Here is a 22,002-nt window from a genome sequence, read left to right as displayed (position 1 = left end):
TTTCAGGACTCCATAACTTTCTTTATCTTCATCATGCGATCCTCGAATATTAACCTACCACTAGCATTACTATCTAAGAGGCGCCGTCCCTGTAAAACTTCATCCATGGCCTCAAGTAATTGCTTCCTATTATATCGCGAAGAATACTCTTTTTGATCATAATTGATGACTAGCTTTTCAATTCCTTCGAGGAGTAAGAGCTTATCGCGCAATAAAAGTGCGAGATAATCAAATAATTCGGTCAGACCTTCTTTGTTTTTATCCCACTGTTCAGCCATACGGAAGATATCGCTATCACTCATCTGCCCGATTCTCTGCAAAAGCTCGGCCGCTTTATCGCGATTTTCTGGCAATCCTGCAGTGGCAAGCTCAGCCGCTTTATCATACCGTCCATCTGCTAATAGTGTTAACAGAGCAATTTTATCATTAGAGAGGCCCTTTTCACGGAGAAAATCGGCAATTACATCATCTGGCAAAGAGTTGAAATAAACAGGCTGACATCTTGATAAGATAGTCGGCAAGAGACCATGACCTCGATGAGTGACAAGGATAAAAATCGTATAACCAGGCGGCTCTTCTAAAACTTTGAGCAGTGCGTTAGCCGCCGGATCTTGCATAGCTTCTACTCGATGTAACAAAACCACCTTATATAAGCCTACATAAGGTCGATAACGCAACCATTTCTGCAGTTTTCGAATTTGCTCTATTTTTATGGTGGCCCCATCAGGTTCTAGATCATAGAAAGCGGCGTGATTGGCGCTGGCAAATTGCTGACAAGAGGAGCAGACCAGACAGGCATCACCATTTTCTATGTTCATACAAAGAACAGACAAAGCAAAAGCTCGAGCTGTCATGGTCTTTCCCACACCAGGAGGACCGGCAAAAAGATAGGCATGGGCGACCCTTTCTTGTCTAATTCCCCGTAATAATTGTTCCGTTGCTCGCTCTTGACCCCTTATCTGAGATAGTTTCACCTCAATCGGCCTTTCTAAACGTTACCTATTCTTGTAACGCTTCAACAATTTTTTGATGTACTTGCTGAGCATCTTCTTCTGCTGATATAACGATAAATCTAGCTCTATCTTGATCTGCTATATCTAAAAAACCTTCTCTTACTCGAAGATGAAAAAGAAGATCTTCCTGTTCTAATCGGTCGGCACCTCGTTTTAATTGCACTCTCTGCAAGCCTAGCTCAGGATGCAAATCAAGCAGAATAGTTTTATCTGGCTTAAGTCCTCCTGTGGCTAGGTCATTGAGCTTTTCAATTATCTTTCTGTCGAGGCCTCTCCCGTAACCCTGATAAGCGAGCGTAGAATCAGTGAAGCGATCACAGAGCACAACTTTGCCACTTTCTAAAGCTGGCTTGATCACTTCGGACACTAGTTGCGCTCGAGCCGCTTCATATAGAAGTAGCTCTGTTGACGACACCATTGAGTGCATAGCTGGATCTAACAAAAGCTGACGAATAGATTCACTAACTACAGTCCCGCCAGGTTCTCTAGTTTTGATCACTTCGCGACCCCTAGACTGAAAAAAAGTGGCCAATAGTTCTAACTGCGTCGTCTTACCAGCACCATCTGCGCCTTCAAAAGTAAGCAAAATTCCTTTCATTATAAAACCACCATTCAAAGATCAAGGATTGCAATCTTTTCCATCTTACCGTCTATAGCACCTTGCCACTTTGCCCCGGCCCTTTCTAGGGCGTGTACAACTTCCAGCAGAGCAGGCGTAATCACTTCACCAGGTGCAATTAAAGGAATCCCCGGCGGGTAGGGACAGATAAACTGACCCGCTATTTTATGAAGAGCTTCTTTAAAAGGAACGATTCGTCGAGGTCCGTAGAAAGCTTCTCTAGGCGTGCAACGAACTTCAATAGCTTCTCTATGTCCCTGCTGAAATAGTTCAGCTAGAACTTGTCCGTCTTCTTTCCCGGTACCTTCCAAGGAAAAATCAACCTGCTTAAAAGTTTCAATAAGATGACCATCTGCTTCAGGATGATCGAATGGAGATAGTAAAAATAGTAAGTAATTCGGTCCTGCCAACTCCGCTTCGATAGCACCTTTTTCCCGTAATAACTGGCGCAATTGATAGCCCGTAACATAAGGATTTCGAAGCACCACGAGCAACCTCGTCTGATCCCATTCAGAAACAGTTGAGTAGGCCTTTATTTCTTCACTCCAGCAATAAATTCCTTTGATCTGGTTAAGCTCTCTACGTAAAAAAGAAGCTCGCTCTACAGTTTTTTGCCATAATAGCTCGCCCTCTTCTTCCATAGAAGCTCGCGCTAAATCAAGAGAAGTCATAAGTAAATAAGAAGGACTCGTTGTTTGGAGAATTGTTAAAGCATTTCGTAACATTATACCTTGCCTTGAATGCTCTTCCTCTTGGCCCTGCAATGCTTGTCCGAGATGAAGCATTGCCGCCTGTGTCAAAGCAGGTAAGCTTTTATGACTCCCATGAACAACAGCCTGAGCCCCTAATTTCAACGCGCTCGTAGGCAAGAGAGAGGAAAATGCATAAGCAGAACCATGAGCTTCGTCAACCCACAAAGGTTTTTGCAGAGCTTGAGAGCATTCTCGCCAGCTATGCAAATCTTCTGCCGTCCCCCAATAAGTAGGACGTAAAGCGAGTAAAGCCTTAATATCACCGTATTGACTTATAGGCAAGCTTTGTAAAGCAGTCAGATCAGTAGCTATAGGTAGTCCCGTTTCTTTTTCCAAGATAGAAGATAGATAAGAAGGTCTTGCTCCTGACAAAACAAGACCTCCGTAAATAGAGCGATGACAATGGCGAGGCACAATCACTTCATCGCCTTCTCTTAAATTGGCAAGACAAAGAGCCTGAAGACCTACTGTAGCACCTTGCACAAGAAAAAAAGTTTTCTCAGCACCAAAGGCACCAGCCGCTCGAACTTCCGCATCTAAAATGGCACCTTCAGGACTGTGTAAGTCATCAAGCCCAGGGACTTCTGTCATATCAAGAGCACTGTCAAGAGGCCATTTAGCAAATGCACGCCCTTGACCGTGGCCCGGCATATGAAATCCTTTTATGTTTTCCTGTTCATACTTTTTTAGAGCCTGCCATAAAGGTCTTTCCTTCAAAGTTTTATCCTCCATGGAGACTTTATAATATCATTCTATCACGTGTTTCCGGCAATAGCCAAATACTTACGCCAAGCAGGATTAGAGGCCCAGGTGCGTTTCAGCGCTTCATGGAGTGTTTTATACTTGTTTTCGTCATTAGACCAATCAGTTAGATGATGACAACAGCGAGAACAGATGAACAATCCTTTTAGCCAGAGACCATCATGGAGTCCTCCTTCAGGCGTTTCCTGACAGGCCGCACAGCGGGGCAGTAAAGATCTTGTAGTCATCGTTACTCACGCACCTTCCCTTATCGTGACTTCATCATATGCTATCTATAGCTTAATCGTATCTTGTCCGGCAGGATTTTCCGCATCAAAACGAGAAAAAGTAAAGATGTGCAAGAAGACAAAAATCCTTATTGGGAAAAGAGGTTGATGCCTTCCATGTCCTTGCCAACATCTTACCCTGGCCTTCGCAATGAACCAGGCTACAAGCAAGAAGGACTTGTTCGAATTCCTACTACTTTTTTTGATTATCGTTGGCCTCACTACCTGCCACCATCAGCTACTTCGCTCTATAGAGCCATTTGCCGCATTGCAGAAGGAGACTTGCGTGGTCCTACTGCTCGCTATGAGCTCTTAGACCGCCCTTATGAACCTTGGCCAGCCGATAACTCAGAGGAAGAAATTAATCAACTACTTTTTCAAAACCTTTGTACCAACAAAGGTTGGCCTATGCCAACTACTGTTGCCCATTGTCTAGACTTACTTTTGAAAATGTCTTTAATCCAAGTACATTTAGACGAAGCAGGAAACGAAATATATGATATCGTACTTCCTGTTCCCCATCCTGCCGATGTCCTTCAACGCCCAGAGCTTCGCCTCCCGCCTTATCTGCTCATTCCACCAGAACAAGCTTTATAGGGCTTAGTCAAAAGGAAACCTAGAGCCTGTTTACAAAAATATTTCATTCTGTTATATTATGGCAGGAGGTGTTTTGCATGCACATAAATGCCATTGCGGCCATAGAAGAGCAAATTCGTGCTCAGTTACCCAAAAGGGAAAACTTCGCAAACTTTTCTGCTACTTTAGAAAGTGCGATAAAAACCCAAGCTCTCATGGCCTTACCAGGTAAAAAGCTTGTCCCCCCTGCTTCTCTGCCGCTACTTCAAGAATCATTAGGCTTTGACATAGATAGGGCCAACCATCTGGCAGTAGATGTAGGTTCGGGAACGACAGTGCAAAAAGCACAGGAAGCCTACCGAAGCAATCAATTGCCTTCTTCAATGAAGCAGTTCAACAACCTTATTGAAGATGCCGCTCAAAAATACAACATAGATCCTTCTTTAATATGGGCTGTAATGAAAGCCGAATCTAACTTTAACGCCAAAGCTCAATCAAGCGCTGGGGCACAAGGTTTGATGCAACTCATGCCCGCCACAGCCCGTTCTTTAGGTGTACAAAATTCTTTTGATCCTATCCAAAACATTGATGGCGGAGTGCGCTATCTTCGTCAAATGCTTGATCGCTTTGATGGTAATGTAGAATATGCTCTTGCCGCTTATAATGCTGGACCAGGCAATGTCTTAAAATACGGAGGTATCCCGCCTTTTGCAGAAACGATCGCCTATGTTCCCAAAGTTCTTCAATTCCAACGAGAAGGTATGAATCTCTTCTCAGCTTAACTTAAGCTCAGCTTGAAGGACAGAGCAGTTACTTAATATTATTTTGGTTCTTCTCTCTCGTCTTTAGGAAGATTAGTACCTCTAGCCGCTTCAGTAGCCAAAGCATCACAACGTTCGTTTTCTATATCTCCCGCATGGCCTCGTACCCAACGATAGTCAACATCATGCTTTTCATTAATAGTAAGTAATCGAGCCCACAAGTCTGCATTGAGGGCTCGATTTTTCTTATCCCTCATCCAGCCTTGAGTTCGCCACTTCTTGGCCCATCCTTTGGTCATGGCATCAACAACATAACGGGAATCACTATACACTGTAACCTGACAAGGCTCTTTCAGTGCTTCTAACCCTTTTATGACAGCCATAATCTCCATACGATTATTTGTCGTATCATCATATCCGCCAGCTAACTCTTTACGCTGTTCTTTATATAAAAGAACGACTCCATAGCCGCCAGGACCGGGATTGCCCAGACAAGCTCCATCAGTATAAATGGTTACTCTTTTCAACAATATCACCTCAGATCATCGAGACAACACTATTTTACCATTTAAAAAGCTCTACTCCTTCCTTCATCTACAATAATTTGTATTTTTCTATAAGAAGTAGTTCATACTTATAGAGAACTTTTCCAGCATTGGATCTGGAAAGTAGACTTATAGAGAAGGAGTTTTTTTTAAGTGAAAAAATACGTATGCATTCCCTGTGGCTATGTATATGACCCTCAAGAAGGGGACACAGAAAACAACATCGAACCTGGTACCTCCTTTGACTCTTTGCCCGAAGACTGGGTCTGCCCCGTTTGCGCCGCTGGCAAAGATCAATTTGAACCACAAGAATAGTTTTACCAGATATTAGTTCTTTTAGCATAAGAGACTGCTCAAAAAAACTCTCCTTTTATTTTATAAAAAGGAAGAGTTTTTTCCTTTTTATGGAAGGAGCTTTCTTCTTTCTGTAGAATCCATATTATGGAATTTCTACAGAAAGAAAGGAGCTTATCTAATGATTGTTTCATTACCCCTTAGTAAGCTTATCATGGGATTCTTATTAGTATTTACTTTTTGGTGGGCAACACCTTCAGAGGCTTATCAACAATTGATTTCTGAAGTGGATTTGACAATTCCCGCTGACTCAGGTTTGCATAACGCTATAAAAGCGGGAAATTATATCGATGACACCATCCTTAATCCTGGCCAAACCTTTTCTTTTAATCAAACAGTAGGGCGACGTACGGCAGAAAGAGGATTTGTCCGCGGAGGCGTCTTTAGTTATGTTAACGGACGTTGGGTAACGGTACAAAGCATAGGCGGCGGAATCTGTCGTACATCTACTGCTCTTCACCAAGCTGTAGAAAAAGCAGGCTTACATATTGTAGAGAGACATCTTCATTCCGTACCTGTTTCTTACACAGCTCGCGGTACAGATGCCACAGTCTACTGGGGGCAATTAGATTATAAGTTTCGTAATAACAAAGCAAATCCTATTCGCATCGACTTTTCTTCTCGCGAAAATATATTAAATTTTCGTCTCTATGAAATCTACACACAAGAACCAGCCGTAACCTTCAAGTTAAACGAAGAAATACTTACCTTCACACCTCAAGCAGTAGTCGTTCAAGATACCATTATGGTACCACTGCGCAGTCTCATGGAGCAGATAGATGGTCAGCTAAGCTGGCATCCTGATAGTAAAAAAATTGTAATTGTCTATGGAGAGCAAGAACTACAGCTTTCCGTGACTAACTCCTCCTTAGAAAAAGACAACACTACAGTTCCTTTATCGCCACGAGTGCAAATTGTCGAGGGTCATACTATAGTACCTTTAAGGGAAATCATTGAATCTTTAGACGGCCAAGTCTACTGGGATGCAGAACAGAAGTCTATACATATAACTATGCCTCCCCTCGAAAGTGTATCGATAATTTCACCAGATATAGAAAAATTTATAGACCTAGACATAGAAGAAAGTGCAGAAGCAGAGTCGGTGACGACAGACGAAGACCCTGAGAAAGAACCAATAGATAAAAATAATTTACTCATCGAGCAAGATGAGCTTACCCTGAAGGAAGACCATGTTCCCCACCTATATGAAGAGCTAGAAGAGCAGAAGTTACAGCCAGACATAGAGCTTTTCAAAGACCTAGAACAACCTTTATCACCTTCTGAGCTAGATGATGAAGAATATGACTTTTTTTAGCGCCTAAAGGAACTATAGACTTGCCTTAATAATAGAATAAAAAAGCGCCTCCCATAAAGGGGCGCTTTTTTTCTTAAAGCGAATATAATCAAAATTTTACAAAAAAACGGTTGCCTACTTCCTCTCAAAAACGATACACTAGGATAAAGACAGTCGGATTAACTAACTTTTCGTCGAATTCACCAAAAGGAGTTTGTGATAGTGAGGATGATTTCAGAAGGTTGTACGAGTCAAGAGCATAAGTTTGCAGAAGAGCTCGGGACGCTTTACAACTTGATTGCCACGCAAGCTCTCACCGCAAGAGATAAATTTCCCCTCTCGCAAAAAGAAAGTGAGCAAAGCCGCGACAATCTACTGGCTTACATAGCCTTGCGACGTCATGACCTTTTTGACTTGCAACTTGAGCTTGCTGAATTTGGACTTTCCTCTTTAGGCCGTCTTGAAGAATGCGTGTTGACGAGCATAGAAAAAGTGCTTAAGCATCTAGCAACACCTGTTCCTGACTACCTGCTTCACAAAACGGATTCCAAAAACGCCCGCCTCCTAGCTAGCAAACGAGCACGAAAACTATTTGGACGTCCTCGACGAGGACGAAATACTCGAATCATGGTTACATTAGATAGTAGCTACAGCGACCATCCCGAATTAATGGAAGATTTACTTCGACAAGGCATGGATATTGCACGTATTAATTGCGCTCATGATCACCAAGAGCTTTGGGAAAAAATGATCTGCTCACTACGAGAAGCTGAAGCCCGATTAGAGAAAAAGGCACAAGGAACAGGCAGAAAATGCCGGATCATTATGGATCTTGGCGGCCCTAAGATTCGCACAGGGCCGGTTATGGAGAAAACTATCCCACTTCGCTTGAAAGTACCTCGAGATATTTATGGTCAACCTATTAGAATTCTTGAAGGATATCTTGATAATAAAGCTACTTACACAGAACTCGTAGAAGATAGATATGGGCAAAACCAACATTTTGTTATTGCCATTGAAGAACAAATTCCTCTAGATAGCCTCCACATCGGTGAAGTATTAACTTTTAAAGATAGCCGTAATAGAAAAAGAAAATTTCGAGTCATCGAACGCATTAGCCCTAATCGAATTAAAGTAGCTTTAGAAAGAACAGCCTATGTCCAAGAGGGCCTCACTCTAAACTATGGTCAACAAGAAAAACTGACACTGGGAGCTCCTAAGGCACTACCAATAAACATAGAAGTTCAAGCTGGTCAGGTCTTACGATTATACTTTGATCCCCATCGCCAAGGTCACAATGCTACGGAGTCAGAACCAGCGTCCATCAGTTGTACCGTTCCTGAAGTATTACAAAGCCTACATCTTGAAGACCCTGTCTTTATTGACGATGGAAAAATCGGTGCCCGCGTAATCAATAAGCAAAAAGACTACGTAGATCTAGAAGTTATTTCTCCTGACGACAGATCTGCTCGTATTAGACCAGAAAAAGGACTTAATTTTCCTGAAAGCTCGATCAATATGCCCGCCTTAACGGAGCAAGACCGAATAGATTTAGAATTTATCGTAGCCAACGCTGATGCTTTAGCCCTTTCTTTTATACACAGACCTCAAGATCTAGATGATTTACGTGTAGAACTGAAAAAGCATAACCGCGAAGATATAGGCATAGTCGCCAAAATAGAGACGCGCGAAGCAATCCATCAGCTTTCTCGAATCCTCTTAAAAGGTCTTGATTTTTCAAACTTTGGCATCATGATTGCTAGAGGCGATCTAGCAGTAGAAGTTGGTTTTGAAAACCTCTCTCTAGTTCAAGAAGATATTCTTTGCCTCTGCGAAGCCGCCCATGTACCAGTTATTTGGGCTACTCAAGTATTGGAGAACTTAGCCAAAAAAGGTTTACCTGCACGAGCAGAAATAACTGATGCCGCTATGTCTCACCGCGCAGAATGTGTCATGTTAAACAAAGGCCCTCATATCTTAGATGCTGTCAAAACCCTCTCCAGCTTACTAAGCTCTGAAGAAAGATACCACCTGAAAAAAAGACAAATTTTCCGCGACTTTACAGAACAGCACGATATTTTCTAAGAAGAAAAAAGCCTGAGTTAGAAAGACTTTATGTTCTTTCCTTCTCAGGCTTTTTTCTTCTTATTTTGTACGCAGTCCACAGAGACAGAGATGCCTCCTAACTCATCGCAATCTGTCGACGATGTTGATCAGCCATAAAGAGCAAATCACCCCAGCTTCTACAGCCTCGTTCCATCAATTGATGTAGTAAAGCGCAGAATAGATGGGCCGCTGTAAGAGCATCACCTAAGGCACGATGACGTTCAAAAACAGGTGTATTGCATTCCTTTGCATAATCAGCAAGATCCTTATGAGCTCCATAACGATTTAACGTCCGTAACAAATCGAGAGTATCAATTCCTCTTGGTAACTTAACCTCATAATCCTGACGCTGCAACTCACTTTTCAGTACAGAAAGATCAAAAGGCAAACAATGAGCAACAAGACAAGTAGCCTTCAAGTCTTCGGTAAAGCGAAAAAAGCTCTCTACACCAGTGAATGAATCAGGAGCATTAGCTACCATTGCAGAATCAATGCCCGTCAAATCCTTAATAATCTGGGGAATTTCTCGCTTCGGATCGACATAAGTCCGAAAAGAGTTATCCGTTACGACCAGATTCTGAACGTGAACAGCCCCAATCTCAATCAGACGGTCTTCCCCAAAAATATTAAAACCAGTTGTTTCCGTATCAAAAACAACAAAGGACAAATCTTCCAAGGCCGTAGATAAGGCAATCTGATCATTGAACTCTACGTTCAATCTCTTTTTTCTCCAGAACAAAGAAACTCCCCCCCTTCTTACGCCCATGTAGATTACAACAAACCGAATTCAGCAAACATATGATTTTGTAAAGAGCGCAAAGCTTTTAAGGCTCTGACTAACTCGTCTTTTTCATTAGAACGTAAATAGCTAAAAGGAATAACAGAAGAAGCTTCTTCTTGACGCTCATACTTCTTCCAAGCGTACTCTACTCGTATACGCATAACTGTACTAAAAGCATCATTTAAGTTATCAGCAAACTCAGCCGTCATGGCTTCTTTTTCAACGAGATGTTGGATACGCTTTCGTGGAGTTCCATCAATGACGCCATGGTGAAGAGATAAGATCTGCAAAGCATGATGAAAGGGAAAAAGGGCTTCCTTTTTGAGATCAATACTTTTGCGCTCTAAGCGGAAAAGAGAGCGTATCGGATCGCCTAATTGCGGCACAGGTTGTTCTTTTTCCACTTGCGCAAGACGGAAGAGGAAAATCCCCGAACGATCGAGCTGACTGTAAATCCCTTCAAGAAAACGACCATAAAGGACCGGATCACCGTAAACGAAACGGAATGAGAAAAAGTTCTGAGCTAGCATCAACTTTTCATTAGTTGCATGAACCATCCAACTGCGCAAGCGTTCTTCCCATTGTGTTAATGAACCACGCCACTGACGCTCACTAGCCATCATCTTTCCTTTACAGGGAGCATAACCAGCCTGCTCAAGATGACGAACAATTTCCTGCCCTAGTAGAGCAAAGTATTGTTCTACTTCTTTTTCTTCACTTGCAACAGCATTAGCATAAACGAGGAAGTGATCTTGATCTGTTAAGATAAATTGCTCTCCCCTACCAGCACTACCCATTTGAAGCCAGCAAAAGGGCACTGGTGCTTTACCGTGGCCTTGACTTTCCAGATTCTGTAAAGCTAAGTCAACACAATGTCTTACGAGGCGATCATAAAGGCTCGTAATCGTGTCAAGAGTGTGCAAGATAGGCGTGCCGTCTTTTAACAAGCTCGATAAAATATAACTGATCCCGTCTTTGACTTCAGGTAACTTTTCTCGACTTGCCTCTTCAATAGCCTGCAACATCTTTACAGTACCTTTGTGCTTTTTGCGAAGCAAGTCAGATAAAGTAATCATCCCTACAACTTGATTGCCATCAGTTACAGGTAAATGCTTAATACCTTTCATCAAAAAACTAGAGATTGCTTCATAATAGTAAGCTTGTCGGGAAATGGTGAATGGTGCTGATGTCATGATCTGTTCTACCTTGGCTTCTCGAGCATTATGATCTTGCACCACCGAAGCTACCATATCTTTTTCTGTAATAATGCCTACAAGCTTTTCTTCTTTTAAAATGACAACAGAGCTTGCACCATTAGCAAGCATCTTATCAGCCGCTTCACGAATAGAAGTTCCATATTCTACAGTAAGCACAGGATAGGACATTAAATCGTCGACGCGACGCACAAAAGTCTCCCGCTCTCCCCATTCCCTAGCTAGCTTAACTTGTTCAGCCAGAGATGCATAGACATCTTTTAACCGTGCTGCCAATTGACGAAGTATATAATCTCGAACACCATCTTTACTCCAGCGTTCTTCTAAGACCTCAAAAGGAATTTGCAAGCACTGCGACTCTTCTAGAGCTCGCACAGATAAGTTAGGAGGCATTACATGATGAGTTGGCTCTTCAAGAAAATCAGCAATAATAGAAAGGCCGACCAACTGATTAGGCTGTAATACTTCTAAAGTATCTTTTTCCTCATCATCAAGGCTAGGGCAATCGATATAGATCTCTAACATCCCACTTAGCAAAAGAAGCAACCCGTCATCGGCCGTTTTGGAGTAGAAAACTTTCTCAGAACGGCTATACTGCTTCAGTTCACATAAGCTAATAAGTCTTTCTAGCTCCGATAGGGACACCCCCTTGAAAAGGGGGTGTCTACCTATCTGACGGAGCAGTAGATTATCTGGTGTTTTCATGAATCCACACTTCCCCGTCTTTGTAAGTCATTTGTTCTGGATAACGTAAATCCATAACTTCTTCCTGCAACTTCTGAGAAGGCGCGGCAGTTGCTAAAGAAACAATTATCGTAGCTAACAAGCTAATAGGAGCTCCAAAGATTCCAGCACCTGTATCAATAATACCAAAAAGGGAAAATTCAAAATAACGAGCGGCAATAATGTAGCTCATTGTTACCGCCATACCGGATAGCATACCAGCAATAGCTCCTTGAGCATTGCATCGCGTCCACCAGACACCTAGGAAAAGTACAGGGAAGAAAGTTCCCGCGGCCATCGAGAAGGCCCAGGCTACAATCTGTGTAATAACACCTGGTGGATCCAGAGCAACGATACCCGCTACGATAGTAGCAACTGCAATAGAGACACGAGCAACAAGCAAGCGTTTTTCTTCACTGGCCTGTGGGTTAATCAAGCGGTAGTAGATGTCATGAGCAAAAGAAGAAGATATAGCAATCAGCAAGCCCCCAGCTGTAGACAAAGCGGCGGCTAGAGCACCAGCGGCCATTAAGCCAACAACAAAGACGCCTAAATTAGCAATTTCAGGAGTGGCCATAACTACGATATCGTTACTAATAGAAATCTCAGACCACTGTAAGATACCATCACCATTTTGATCGATTAACTTCAAGCGGCCTGTATCAATCCAGGACTGCGTCCATGCAGGCAAAGCATCAAAAGGTCTACCAGCTACTTCTGTCATTAAGATGAAGCGAGAGAAAGCCGCGTAGGCAGGAGCTGTGAGATAAAGCATACAGATAAATAGCAGAGCCCAAGCACCACTCCAACGAGCCGCTTTCATGGTAGAAACGGTATAGAAACGAACAATAACGTGAGGAAGAGCCGCAGTACCGGCCATTAAACAGAAAAGCAAGGCCAGAAACTGTGCTTTATTGGTCTGTTCAAAAGGTGCAAAGTATTCACTAATACCAAGCTCGCGGTCTAGTTCGCCGAGCTTCGATACCACATCCCCGTAAGTAAGCCAGGGGATTGGATTCCCTGTAATCTGCAAAGACATAAACACAACAGGAACGACGTAGGCAATGATGAGAATGATAAACTGAGCCACCTGTGTCCAGGTGATTCCTCTCATACCACCGAAAGTTGCGTAAACGGTAATAACAGCGACACCGATCATCGTAGCAATGGCTGTATCAATTTCAAACAACCGTCCTAAAACAACACCAGTACCGGACAATTGTCCGATAATGTATACGAAACTAATAATCATTGTTCCAACGGCTGCAATTAATCGTGCTGTATGGCTGTCAAAACGGTCACCTATAAACTCAGGTACGGTGTAGCGACCATACTTTCTTAACTGAGGCGCTAGTAGAAAAGTTAGAAGCAAATATCCACCTGTCCAACCCATGATATAGGCAAGACCGTCATAACCAAGAATCATTACAGTACCAGCCATTCCGATAAAGGAAGCTGCACTCATCCAGTCACCGGCAATGGCCATCCCATTCCACACTGGAGGAACACCGCGGCTAGCCACGTAGAAGTCAGACGTTTGCCGAGCACGATTGTAGACGGCAATCCCAATGTACAGGGCAAAGGAAAGGAAAATAAAAGCCATACTGGTCAAAAATTGCTGATCCACGCTGTTCCCCCCTATTCGATTTTAATGGTCTAGGGTTTTTCCAGACCCTAGTCTTTCATTGGCCTCTTCATCAATGCCAAAGCTTCTGTCTACGCGATCACTGACGACTGCATTTATAAAGAGCAGTGCGACGAAGATGATGAGCGCACCCTGAGCTCCCATGAAGTAGTGAAAAGGCATCCCATTCATTGAAAAACCCGTTAAGGAGTCGGCAAAGGCAACTACTCCAAAGGAAACGATAAACCAGATGGTCAAATAAATGGAGATATGTTTGATTCTAGTGTAGTAGTAGGCATTGGCCAACTGCTTATCAAGTTTCTTCACACCCATCACCTTCTTTCAAAAAGTAGACATTCGCCTCTTTCGCTTTGTCCTCGACCTGGGTTACCGGAGACTCATGATAAACTTGAGAGTCTCGAAAAAACCCATAGGCACCATCGCAATCTGAACCAATACATGGACAAATATGGCAGCAAAAGGTAATCCGAGGAATAAGGGCTGTTTCCGATAAACAGCCAGAAAGATACTGGCTACAACTACCAGTAGTAAAAAATAAAGCACCTTACCTTCTCCTCCTTTGTTTAAATATTTTGATTATTCGTTACCTTTTGCCGCCCTCCCCCCAAGAACTGGTTCTTTGTGGAAAGGGCTCGTGCCTTATTGTATCTGAATTTTGTAATTGTTGCAAAAACTTTTTTTAAGCCGCAAAATTTTAATGCTTAACGGTAGATTACAAGTCTTGAGCGGACAAAAAAGCCAAAGTAGCCTTTAAATGGCTCACAAGAAAAAGTCTCTTTAATTTTTTTTGCAAAAAACGTTTATGCAAGACTTCTTTGTCATAAGTATTAAAACTAGAAAAAAGAGCAAAAGGGTGTGAAAGAGTGAGAAAAAAGGGCTTATTCCTTTACCTTTCTCGTCCTATCCTAAAAAAAATAATAGCCTTCTTTGGACTTTTACTTGTTTTTTTGTCCATCTATTTGCTTCTAGGCAAAAATAAAACTACCGCAACTACCATATTCATCGATGCTGGTCATGGAGGAATCGACAGTGGGGCTTACTACTTTGACGTTAAGGAAAAAGACCTTAACTTACAAATTGCTCTAGCTTTAGGCCAAGAACTGCAGTCACGAGGTTATGAAGTCCTTTATAGCCGGACGGAAGATAGTGATATGTGCTCCTTAGAAGGCCTGCCTTACAGTGAACGACAAGATTTACAACTACGAGTAGATCGAATGGAAGAATCAAAAGCTGATTTGTTGATCAGCATTCATTGCAACGCCACCCAAAAAGGCAGTGAGCGCGGTCCCATGACTTTCTACCATCATGCTTCTCCAGCCAGCAAAGAACTGGCCTACCATTTACAGCGTCATATGAATTATCTAGCTATGAACAGTACACCAGCTATTACTAAAACTTATCAACCACGTTCAGCTAACTTCTATCTTTTACGACATAGCTCTATTCCGGCCGTACTTGTGGAATTAGGCTTTATGTCTAATCCTGAAGACTTGCAACTACTACAAGATCCTTTATACCAACGAGATCTTGTTTACGGCCTTGCAGAAGGCGCAGAAGAATATCTAGCAGGTTTGTCTTTTTTTAACGTCGATTTCTTTTCCGATCCAGTCATTCGCTCTACAACAGCTCCTAAAGCTAGTCAAGAATTAGTGTTTACGGAAGCACAAGATTTGCGTAGCACTCTCCATAACTGGCAAAAAAAATCAGGCCTTTTTCCCGAAAAGCTAATTCTTAAGGAATTGACCATCGAAGATAATCATATACAACTTAACTTTAACCAAGCTCTAGAAGATTTCCTCAAAGAGGATCCCACAGCTTTTCGCGAAGCTATGACGGCCTTAGCAGATCGTATTTCCGAAGGTCCATTTGATACCTTTTCCTTGCTTTGTGAAGGAGAAGCACTTTCTGAGCAAGCTGATCGACAATTAGAATGGGATCAAAACATTTTAGTTACAAAGTTACAAGCCAAAATGGCCATCGTCATCGATGATTTAGGTAACAACGCTGTGGGAACAAAAGAACTTTTGCAAATCAATCGACCCATCACTTTGGCCATTATGCCCTTCATGGAATATTCTACTGATGAAAGCGAAAAAGCTCACCGCGCAGGTTTTCCCATCATTGTTCATCTCTCTTTAGAAGCGAATCGCGCCTCTCCAAATTGGTATGGCCCTAAAACAATAAAAACATCTATGGCAGATGAGGACATTATTACCATCTTAGAAGAGGCCCATAGCTCAGTCCCTCATGCCATCGGATTTAATAATCATATGGGCTCTAAGGCAACTTCCGATGTTCGAGTTGCTCGCCTCCTTGTGGAAACAGCCAAAAGCTTAAATTGGCTCGTCATTGATAGCCGTACATCGGAAGATTCTCAATTAATCAAAGAAGCGCAACGGCAAGAAGTGCTATATGGCAGTCGAGACTACTTCATCGATGTAGCTCACAGTAAGGATGGTACGAAGAAACGCATACTCAAAGCTGCTGAAAGGGCTCTCAAAACAGGTGAGGTCTTAGTTATAGGTCATGTAGGGCCAGACGGAGGCAAAAGCACAGTGCAAGCCATCAGAGAAGTACTACCGGCACTAGAAGCAAGGAATGTTGAGATCGTTCCTGTTACAGATATCGTTCGTAAGGTAGGTGAAAAAACAGAAAAGGCTTCGAGTATTCCTCAAAGCCTTTAAGTTCTGTCATCTTATGTGATTACAATCTCATTGCGTGCACCTAACATACTAAGCTGATAAGCAGTTGAACGGTCAATACCTTCTGACATCAAGGAAGATAGTCCTTGCTTGGTCAACGGTACAACCTTACTTTTTCCTATTGCCATAGAGGTTACAGCACTTGCTCCCTGTAAAGTTGCTGATGCTGTAAAGCCTATAGTCAAATCTTCTTTGTCGATAAACAAATCATAATACTTGAGACTAGACCAAGCTTTGTCGTTACTACCAGCGTCTCTTGCCGTGGTACTAGCAAACCATTTTTGTAGACTGAATTTACGATCTTCTAAAGAACTCTCTTCTAAGGCCTGCACAGAGGCTTTTCCATCATTTTGCAGAATCACTTCTTGCTCTGTACCCTTCTCGTTCAAGAAAACTCCATAAAGTCTAAATTCCGTTAAGAAGCAATTATAACGATTAACCTCGTTAAGTCCAATCTTAGAAATCTCATGATTGTTGCTCTTAAGCTCTCTGTAGATGGAACGGAAGACACGATGAGTAAACTCATCAGTTTTGTACACTTGCACTTCTAAAGCGTTTTCTTCACCAATTCTGCCTGTTTTGCCGTAAGGGTTGATATGTAGTACGCCCCACTTAGTTTCATTCTCAAAAGTTCCTGTAGCTTCTTCCAACCATTCCTTAGCCGCAATGAGTCGGTGCTTGTTGAGTAACTCAACAAGTTCCATAATTCCTGTACGCATAGGAATATCAGAGTAATAACCAAAACCGTCAAAAGACTTGTCCTCATGAAAAACAAAGTTCTTGTTTTTCTGCAACATAAAAGGCTTCAACTCTAGAGGCAAATCGACATAGAAATCTCGGTTGGAATGAATAATTGCAACTTTTTCTAGTTCATAGTGGGGAAGAGCATTAGTCAAGCTAGTAATATTCCAGCGATTCTCCTGCCCCTTCACTACGTCAAGGGAAGCATTAGTATTTTTTCCCCCTAGTGACGTTACTTGAGGCACTACGGGAGGCTGTTCTTCTTTTTTTCCAAACAGCCGACTCAATAAACCTGCCATATTGATTGATCACCTCTATCACTTATTATACTGAAGAGTACAGCAAAAGGGAACTAGAAGAAAAAAGAAGCACCCGAGACTTACTCTCGGCGTGCTTCTTTTTTGTATAGAGCTCTTCTTAAAAAGCTCTGTTCTTATCCTTTAGGCTCTTTTTGCTGCTCTTTAGGAAGCTTTTCTATAACAATGGCACAATCAGGACATACGTTCTGACAAATGCCACAGGCAATACAAGCAGGATCTTGTTGAACTTCTACAGCTGGTGTACCGTAGACACCTAACTTATCAGACCAAGTAATTGTATCGGTAGGACATTTCTCGATGCAAAGGCCGCAACCCTTGCAAAGTCCTGGGAACATATTAAATCTTCCCTTACCGCTTTCCGTTACGTAGACTTTCCATTCGGCCATTGGGGGAGTTCCTCCTTTTTCCCGCAGGGATCTTACATCTGGCCTTCAACCAGTTGCATGCCCCGCTCAAGGGCGCGGTAGTTTAATTCACGCAGCTTTGGATTCTGCTCAAATTTATATCCTAGCTTATCTTCTAAAGCTTGTTTTGCTTGTTCAGGCGTAACAACCTGAGTAGCACGAATCGTTGCACCCATGATGATGATATTGAAGACGCGAGGATGCAGTTCATTCTTCGCTACCTCGATAGCTGGAATGCCAAAAACTTTCTTCGCATTTTTGGGCAGATCCCCTTCTGCTCCCTCAATAGAAGTATCATAGATGAAAACAGTATTTTCATCTACATACTGAGCACAACGTCGGATAGCACGATCAGACAAGGCAATCACAATATCGCCTTTTTCAAACTTCGGTGAACCAATTTTCTTATCATCAGAAACCTGACAAAAAGCAATGGATACACCACCACGTTGTTCCACACCAAAGTTAGGAATATAGAGCGCTTCTTTGCCTTCTTCGTTAGCCGCTTCTACCAGGATTTCAGCAACAGACTGAACACCCTGTCCACCTTCACCAGCTAAGGCAATTTTTACGAGATTACCCATGCTTAACCCTCCTTCTTGGCGGGAACTTTCAGTTCGCCGACTTTGAAGTATTGAGGCATTTCTTTTTCCACGAACTCCCAAGTCTTAGCCGCATTAGTGCGCCAGTTAGTTGGGCAGGAAGCAAGAGCCTCTACGAAGGAAAAGCCATTGCCATCGATCTGGTTTTGCAGAGCTTTCTTCATCATTTGTGTTAACTGACGAAGATTAGACATAGTTCCGCGGGCTACATAAGCACTATCAGGCGTAATTGCAGCTACCATCTCAGGGCCAAGAGTAGGATTACCTGTCCATTCTACATCACGACCGTAAGGAGAAGTCTCCGTCTTCATGCCTGGTAAAGTTGTAGGAGCCATTTGTCCCCCGGTCATACCATACTGAGCGTTGTTAGCTAAGAGTACAAAAATACGCTCGTTACGGCTAGCCGCGTTCACTAGATGCTGAGAGCCAATAGCGTAACCGCCACCGTCACCCATATAGGCAATACAAATCAATTCAGGACGAGCACGCTTTACACCAGTAATTACAGGTGTAGTACGTCCATGGTGCGTCTGAATTGAGTCAAAGTTAAAGAAATCCCAGGATAGAAGGGAGCAACCAATATCGCAACCGAAAACGACACGATCTTGAATGCCCAATTCATCAATAGCAGTACCAAGAGCTTTTAATACGTCACCGTGACCACAACCAGGGCAGAATTTATGAGGCTTAGTTTCCTGCCGCCAGCATTTTGGCATTTTCGGTTCCATTACAGATGTAACAGTCATTCTTTCTATCCCTCCCTTTAGAGCATGGCTTTTACTTTATTAATAATTTCATCGGACGTGATCCCCAAGCCAGGCTTGAAGATGTACTCCATTGGTGTAGAATCGCCATAGAGAGAGTGATGGACAAGCTTTGCAAACTGTCCTTGGGCTGATTCTACGACAAGAAGTTTCTTAGCTTGATTAGCCACAGCTTTTAACTCTTTGTCAGGGAAGGGACGTAACGTAATCGGACGGAAATGTCCAGCTTTAATGCCTGCTTTACGCAGTTCACGAACTGCTTCTACAGCGGCACGACTTACAACACCATGAGCTAGCACGACTACTTCAGCATCATCACAATCGAAGCTTTCGCTTTCTACGATTTCAGGTGCTACTGCTTCGTAATCCTTCACGAGGTTACTGACAACTTCGTAAAGCTCTTCTTCTGTGTTGTAGGTATTTCTTAAGTGAGCTGGATCACGGTCTACACCAGGAGATCCGGGAAGACCTACTAGCGGATAGGTATCAACCATCTTGATACCACGAGCTTCTGGATCATACATAGTTAAAGATTCACGCATCTTCGCCTGGTAGCCATCACCTAAGACGAAAGTAGGAATGCGGTACTTCCAAGCTGTATTGAAAGACTTGATGGTGTAGTCATACAACTCTTGGTGGTTACAAGTAGAGTAGACAACACGGATACCTTCTCCGTTAGCACCATAACAAGTCATAGTTACTTCTTGTTGTGAATAGATAACTGTTGCTGTAGATGGGCCACCCCTCTGCATGATAACGACAACTGTAGGAATGCGCATCATTTCAGCCATGGACATGGATTCCTGCATTAGAGTATTACCAGGACCAGCTGTAGCTGTGAAAGATCTTTTACCTGACATTACACCGCCAACTGTAGTAAAGCCTGCAGAGATTTCATCTTCAGTCTGCAAAAAAGGCTTGTCAAATTTAGGGGCCAAACGAGTAAAATAATGCATAATCTCGTTTTGTGGTGTAATGGGATACCCATACATGATGTCTACGTTAGCGGCTAGAGCAGCATAAGCTACTGCCTCATTACCTGTAACGAACATCCGCTTTTCTCCTTGAATCGGCTTATCAGCCATGTAGCAGGTGCACCTCCTGAGGTGTTATGTTACCAAAATGTTTTGGGCATCAAGCGATGCAAGTAACGGACAGGATGTCCCATTGCATCAGTTTCTCCTAAAGTTGGCCGAAATTTCTCATCGGCCGCCGTTGCCTCAACGGGCAACCCTAAAATTTTAGCCGCTTCTGCCACGACTTTGGCACCTTCTTGTATGATCTGTTCATCTGTTTCCTCACCTAGATGGGTGTTGTTCAATATTGCATGAACAGGACCCAGATCACGAACATAATCAACAACATCTTGTACCGAAGAAGTCATAGGACGAGAAATATTAATGACGGCAATAATGCGAAGTTCCGGATCTTGATGGGCACCATGAAGCAAATTTAAGGTTTTAGAACCTTCTACTCCATAACCTATGTCGAGCACTATGTCCCCTTCTCGACGTAAAGCCCAGAGCATATCGCCTCGTAGCAAATTGCCAGCTTCTCCGAGGCCTACCGTATCACCTGTTTCCCAGGCGATGACCGAAAGCCCCTTTGCTTCTAGCTCTTTTTTTATCGGTCTTAGCGTATAAAATGGTTCGACAATATCTAAGTCGACTAGTGTAACGGTCCTACCTCTCTCGAGAAGATCGAGAGCACGGTTGACAGCATTTTCACTTTTACCACTTGCATATTCACCGATATAAGCTTCTACCATTCTCCGTTGATCGGAGCTGTTAATCGTTCACCACCTCCATTGACTTTATATTCCCCGGTCTTAATTGGAATCATGCTCCCAATGAACAAACCCTTTCTCTTTCCTTAATATGCCAAATTGCATAAAAATCAAGAAAAAGATTCTATATCTACATAGCAAAAGAACGAGGACTATCTTGTCAGGGAAGACATTTCTAGCCTCGCCTACCATTGCCTATTATATATAATTAAAGTCAATTAGGTCAAGTATCTACTACAACAATATCCAGTACTTTAATATAATCAGTAATAACAAACCAGGTAGGCCTAGAAAACCAACGACTAGTGCTGTAAATAAGTTCAAAGGGAGAGAAAAACCTACAAGAGCACCTACAAAGTTAATGGCCCAAAGCACTAAAAGACCCAGTAAAGAATTAAAGGCAATGACAAAGATCCAGCGAATAGGTCGCCACAAAAAATGAACAGCAAGCAGTAACAAAAAAGCAACAACAATAGTAATTACAAACTGCTCTGTCGTTAACTCCATCATCAGCATTCACCTCTTTATTAATTCCTAAAAAATCATAATAATTTCTGGAAAAACTTTCCCCCTACATCTTACGCCTGTCCGACAAAAACAGAACTGAAAAAGAAAAAACAGCCCTGCCATTTTTTCGGCATCGAGCTGTTTCTTGTTATACTTTCTTCTATTTATAGTTCTCTACGTCCTTCTAAAGCACGTAACAAAGTAACTTGATCAGCATATTCCAAATCGCCACCAACAGGTAAACCATGAGCTATCCTAGTAACCTTCAGTCCCATGGGCTTAATCAAACGAGCTAGATAAGCCGCTGTCGCTTCACCTTCTACTGTAGGGTTAGAAGCAACGATTACTTCCCTTAAGTGAGGAGAAGATAAGCGAGACATCAACTCTTTGATTTTTAGCTGTTCAGGTCCAATCCCTTCCATCGGTGATAGAGAACCATGGAGAACATGATAAAGACCGTGATAATCACGGGTCTTCTCAATAGCCACTACATCTCTCGGATCTTCCACCACACAAATCAGTGATTGGTCACGCTGTTCATCACAACAGAAGCGGCAGGGATCACGTTCCGTCAAGTTCATGCAAGAAGAACAGTATTTGGTCTTGTCGTGAGCATCAACAATGGCTCTCGCTAAAGCGACAGCATCAGACCGAGACTGGCGAAGCAGAAAGAAAGCAAGTCTCTGCGCCGTCTTAGGGCCAACACCAGGCAATTTGGAGAGTTCTTCTATAAGCTTACTTACAGGTTCTGCATAATAAAGCATA

The 22,002-nt window shown here is 42.7% G+C and carries 23 protein-coding genes; 6 read left to right on the top strand and 17 right to left on the bottom strand.

The genetic code is table 11. The annotated features are described in order from the left end of the window. Positions 1 to 2 precede the first annotated feature (2 nt). The 4 genes from holB to F9B85_RS07015 are packed head-to-tail and all read right to left on the bottom strand — an operon-like array spanning position 3 to position 3,373. Complete coding sequence (gene holB, locus F9B85_RS07030) at positions 3 to 974, bottom strand: DNA polymerase III subunit delta' (RefSeq protein ID WP_151619670.1); 972 nt, start codon at positions 972 to 974, stop codon at positions 3 to 5. 25 nt (positions 975 to 999) lie between these two features. Continuing rightward, positions 1,000 to 1,611 (bottom strand): dTMP kinase, encoded by a 612-nt coding sequence (gene tmk / locus F9B85_RS07025; protein WP_151619669.1) that lies wholly within the window; start codon positions 1,609 to 1,611, stop codon positions 1,000 to 1,002. Between the two features lie 14 nt (positions 1,612 to 1,625). Further along, positions 1,626 to 3,101 carry an aminotransferase class I/II-fold pyridoxal phosphate-dependent enzyme gene (locus F9B85_RS07020; RefSeq protein WP_170270278.1) on the bottom strand — a complete coding sequence of 492 codons (1,476 nt, stop codon included), beginning with the start codon at positions 3,099 to 3,101 and terminating at the stop codon, positions 1,626 to 1,628. 38 nt (positions 3,102 to 3,139) lie between these two features. After that, positions 3,140 to 3,373 (bottom strand): sigma factor G inhibitor Gin, encoded by a 234-nt coding sequence (locus F9B85_RS07015; protein ID WP_151619667.1) that lies wholly within the window; start codon positions 3,371 to 3,373, stop codon positions 3,140 to 3,142. A gap of 156 nt (positions 3,374 to 3,529) precedes the next feature. Between F9B85_RS07015 and F9B85_RS07010 the strand changes: the two genes are divergently transcribed. Together F9B85_RS07010 and F9B85_RS14895 are read left to right on the top strand one after the other, a co-directional pair. After that, positions 3,530 to 4,009, top strand: coding sequence for a DUF6042 family protein (locus F9B85_RS07010; RefSeq protein WP_151619666.1), 480 nt, complete (start codon positions 3,530 to 3,532; stop codon positions 4,007 to 4,009). A gap of 77 nt (positions 4,010 to 4,086) precedes the next feature. After that, positions 4,087 to 4,770 (top strand): lytic transglycosylase domain-containing protein, encoded by a 684-nt coding sequence (locus F9B85_RS14895; protein WP_279237738.1) that lies wholly within the window; start codon positions 4,087 to 4,089, stop codon positions 4,768 to 4,770. Between the two features lie 38 nt (positions 4,771 to 4,808). Here F9B85_RS14895 and rnhA read toward each other — a convergent pair whose 3' ends face one another. Then, positions 4,809 to 5,276, bottom strand: a complete 468-nt coding sequence (gene rnhA, locus F9B85_RS07000; protein ID WP_151619665.1) for a ribonuclease HI — start codon at positions 5,274 to 5,276, stop codon at positions 4,809 to 4,811. Positions 5,277 to 5,447: 171 nt separating this feature from the next. On the opposite strand from rnhA, the gene rd reads away from it, so the two are divergent. The 3 genes from rd to F9B85_RS06985 all read left to right on the top strand — a co-directional run bounded on the left by rd (position 5,448) and on the right by F9B85_RS06985 (position 9,027). Next, positions 5,448 to 5,609, top strand: coding sequence for a rubredoxin (gene rd / locus F9B85_RS06995; protein WP_151619664.1), 162 nt, complete (start codon positions 5,448 to 5,450; stop codon positions 5,607 to 5,609). Positions 5,610 to 5,769: 160 nt separating this feature from the next. Continuing rightward, a complete protein-coding gene (locus F9B85_RS06990; RefSeq protein ID WP_151619663.1) occupies positions 5,770 to 6,963 on the top strand; it encodes a VanW family protein in 1,194 nt (397 codons plus the stop codon). Positions 6,964 to 7,170: 207 nt separating this feature from the next. After that, on the top strand, positions 7,171 to 9,027 hold the full coding sequence (locus tag F9B85_RS06985; RefSeq protein WP_243138112.1) for a pyruvate kinase: 1,857 nt from the start codon (positions 7,171 to 7,173) through the stop codon (positions 9,025 to 9,027). A gap of 97 nt (positions 9,028 to 9,124) precedes the next feature. Here the strand turns inward: F9B85_RS06985 and F9B85_RS06980 are convergent, their stop codons facing one another. The 4 genes from F9B85_RS06980 to F9B85_RS06965 are packed head-to-tail and all read right to left on the bottom strand — an operon-like array spanning position 9,125 to position 13,717. Further along, positions 9,125 to 9,787: a 3'-5' exonuclease gene (locus tag F9B85_RS06980; protein ID WP_207707067.1), complete on the bottom strand. Its 663-nt coding sequence runs from the start codon at positions 9,785 to 9,787 to the stop codon at positions 9,125 to 9,127. A gap of 32 nt (positions 9,788 to 9,819) precedes the next feature. Then, positions 9,820 to 11,748: a DUF294 nucleotidyltransferase-like domain-containing protein gene (locus F9B85_RS06975; protein WP_151619660.1), complete on the bottom strand. Its 1,929-nt coding sequence runs from the start codon at positions 11,746 to 11,748 to the stop codon at positions 9,820 to 9,822. Then, positions 11,732 to 13,393 carry a sodium:solute symporter family protein gene (locus F9B85_RS06970; RefSeq protein ID WP_151619659.1) on the bottom strand — a complete coding sequence of 554 codons (1,662 nt, stop codon included), beginning with the start codon at positions 13,391 to 13,393 and terminating at the stop codon, positions 11,732 to 11,734. The genes F9B85_RS06975 and F9B85_RS06970 overlap by 17 nt, the downstream gene beginning before the upstream one ends. Before the next feature lie 21 nt (positions 13,394 to 13,414). Next, the gene (locus tag F9B85_RS06965; protein ID WP_151619658.1) at positions 13,415 to 13,717 is read right to left on the bottom strand and encodes a DUF4212 domain-containing protein; all 303 of its coding nucleotides are present in this window, start codon (positions 13,715 to 13,717) and stop codon (positions 13,415 to 13,417) included. Between the two features lie 557 nt (positions 13,718 to 14,274). On the opposite strand from F9B85_RS06965, the gene F9B85_RS06960 reads away from it, so the two are divergent. Beyond that, positions 14,275 to 16,095 (top strand): divergent polysaccharide deacetylase family protein, encoded by a 1,821-nt coding sequence (locus tag F9B85_RS06960; protein WP_151619657.1) that lies wholly within the window; start codon positions 14,275 to 14,277, stop codon positions 16,093 to 16,095. 11 nt (positions 16,096 to 16,106) lie between these two features. Here the strand turns inward: F9B85_RS06960 and F9B85_RS06955 are convergent, their stop codons facing one another. From F9B85_RS06955 to recR, 8 genes are all read right to left on the bottom strand, one after another. Next, the gene (locus F9B85_RS06955) at positions 16,107 to 17,153 is read right to left on the bottom strand and encodes a hypothetical protein (RefSeq protein ID WP_151619656.1); all 1,047 of its coding nucleotides are present in this window, start codon (positions 17,151 to 17,153) and stop codon (positions 16,107 to 16,109) included. A 134-nt stretch (positions 17,154 to 17,287) separates the two neighbouring features. After that, positions 17,288 to 17,560, bottom strand: a complete 273-nt coding sequence (locus F9B85_RS06950; protein WP_151619655.1) for a 4Fe-4S dicluster domain-containing protein — start codon at positions 17,558 to 17,560, stop codon at positions 17,288 to 17,290. Positions 17,561 to 17,592: 32 nt separating this feature from the next. Then, entirely contained in the window at positions 17,593 to 18,162 is a 570-nt protein-coding gene (locus F9B85_RS06945; RefSeq protein WP_151619654.1) for a 2-oxoacid:acceptor oxidoreductase family protein, read from the bottom strand. A 2-nt stretch (positions 18,163 to 18,164) separates the two neighbouring features. After that, on the bottom strand, positions 18,165 to 18,926 hold the full coding sequence (locus tag F9B85_RS06940; protein WP_151619653.1) for a thiamine pyrophosphate-dependent enzyme: 762 nt from the start codon (positions 18,924 to 18,926) through the stop codon (positions 18,165 to 18,167). A gap of 17 nt (positions 18,927 to 18,943) precedes the next feature. Continuing rightward, on the bottom strand, positions 18,944 to 20,029 hold the full coding sequence (locus F9B85_RS06935; RefSeq protein ID WP_151619652.1) for a transketolase C-terminal domain-containing protein: 1,086 nt from the start codon (positions 20,027 to 20,029) through the stop codon (positions 18,944 to 18,946). Between the two features lie 29 nt (positions 20,030 to 20,058). Next, positions 20,059 to 20,712 (bottom strand): hypothetical protein, encoded by a 654-nt coding sequence (locus F9B85_RS06930; protein WP_151619651.1) that lies wholly within the window; start codon positions 20,710 to 20,712, stop codon positions 20,059 to 20,061. 252 nt (positions 20,713 to 20,964) lie between these two features. Further along, positions 20,965 to 21,240 (bottom strand): pro-sigmaK processing inhibitor BofA family protein, encoded by a 276-nt coding sequence (locus tag F9B85_RS06925; RefSeq protein WP_243138106.1) that lies wholly within the window; start codon positions 21,238 to 21,240, stop codon positions 20,965 to 20,967. A 161-nt stretch (positions 21,241 to 21,401) separates the two neighbouring features. Beyond that, positions 21,402 to 22,001, bottom strand: coding sequence for a recombination mediator RecR (recR, locus tag F9B85_RS06920; RefSeq protein WP_151619650.1), 600 nt, complete (start codon positions 21,999 to 22,001; stop codon positions 21,402 to 21,404). Position 22,002: the final 1 nt, after the last annotated feature.

The sequence above is a fragment of the Heliorestis acidaminivorans genome, from assembly GCF_008933955.1.
Lineage (GTDB): Bacteria > Bacillota > Desulfitobacteriia > Heliobacteriales > Heliobacteriaceae > Heliorestis > Heliorestis acidaminivorans.
The sequence above is the reverse complement of the archived record's forward strand: the minus strand, read 5'-3'. Positions and strand labels throughout refer to the sequence as shown.

Excerpts from the sequence above, each read along its gene's own strand:
- F9B85_RS06955 (WP_151619656.1), bottom strand. The coding sequence starts at position 17,153 with ATGGCAGGTTTATTGAGTCGGCTGTTTGGAAAAAAAGAAGAACAGCCT.
- recR (WP_151619650.1), bottom strand. The coding sequence starts at position 22,001 with ATGCTTTATTATGCAGAACCTGTAAGTAAGCTTATAGAAGAACTCTCC.
- F9B85_RS06925 (WP_243138106.1), bottom strand. The coding sequence starts at position 21,240 with ATGATGGAGTTAACGACAGAGCAGTTTGTAATTACTATTGTTGTTGCT.
- F9B85_RS06985 (WP_243138112.1), top strand. The coding sequence starts at position 7,171 with ATGATTTCAGAAGGTTGTACGAGTCAAGAGCATAAGTTTGCAGAAGAG.
- F9B85_RS07015 (WP_151619667.1), bottom strand. The coding sequence starts at position 3,373 with ATGACTACAAGATCTTTACTGCCCCGCTGTGCGGCCTGTCAGGAAACG.
- F9B85_RS06940 (WP_151619653.1), bottom strand. The coding sequence starts at position 18,926 with ATGACTGTTACATCTGTAATGGAACCGAAAATGCCAAAATGCTGGCGG.
- F9B85_RS14895 (WP_279237738.1), top strand. The coding sequence starts at position 4,087 with ATGCACATAAATGCCATTGCGGCCATAGAAGAGCAAATTCGTGCTCAG.
- F9B85_RS06930 (WP_151619651.1), bottom strand. The coding sequence starts at position 20,712 with ATGGTAGAAGCTTATATCGGTGAATATGCAAGTGGTAAAAGTGAAAAT.
- F9B85_RS07010 (WP_151619666.1), top strand. The coding sequence starts at position 3,530 with ATGTCCTTGCCAACATCTTACCCTGGCCTTCGCAATGAACCAGGCTAC.
- F9B85_RS06990 (WP_151619663.1), top strand. The coding sequence starts at position 5,770 with ATGATTGTTTCATTACCCCTTAGTAAGCTTATCATGGGATTCTTATTA.
- F9B85_RS06975 (WP_151619660.1), bottom strand. The coding sequence starts at position 11,748 with ATGAAAACACCAGATAATCTACTGCTCCGTCAGATAGGTAGACACCCC.
- tmk (WP_151619669.1), bottom strand. The coding sequence starts at position 1,611 with ATGAAAGGAATTTTGCTTACTTTTGAAGGCGCAGATGGTGCTGGTAAG.
- F9B85_RS06935 (WP_151619652.1), bottom strand. The coding sequence starts at position 20,029 with ATGGCTGATAAGCCGATTCAAGGAGAAAAGCGGATGTTCGTTACAGGT.
- F9B85_RS06945 (WP_151619654.1), bottom strand. The coding sequence starts at position 18,162 with ATGGGTAATCTCGTAAAAATTGCCTTAGCTGGTGAAGGTGGACAGGGT.
- F9B85_RS06950 (WP_151619655.1), bottom strand. The coding sequence starts at position 17,560 with ATGGCCGAATGGAAAGTCTACGTAACGGAAAGCGGTAAGGGAAGATTT.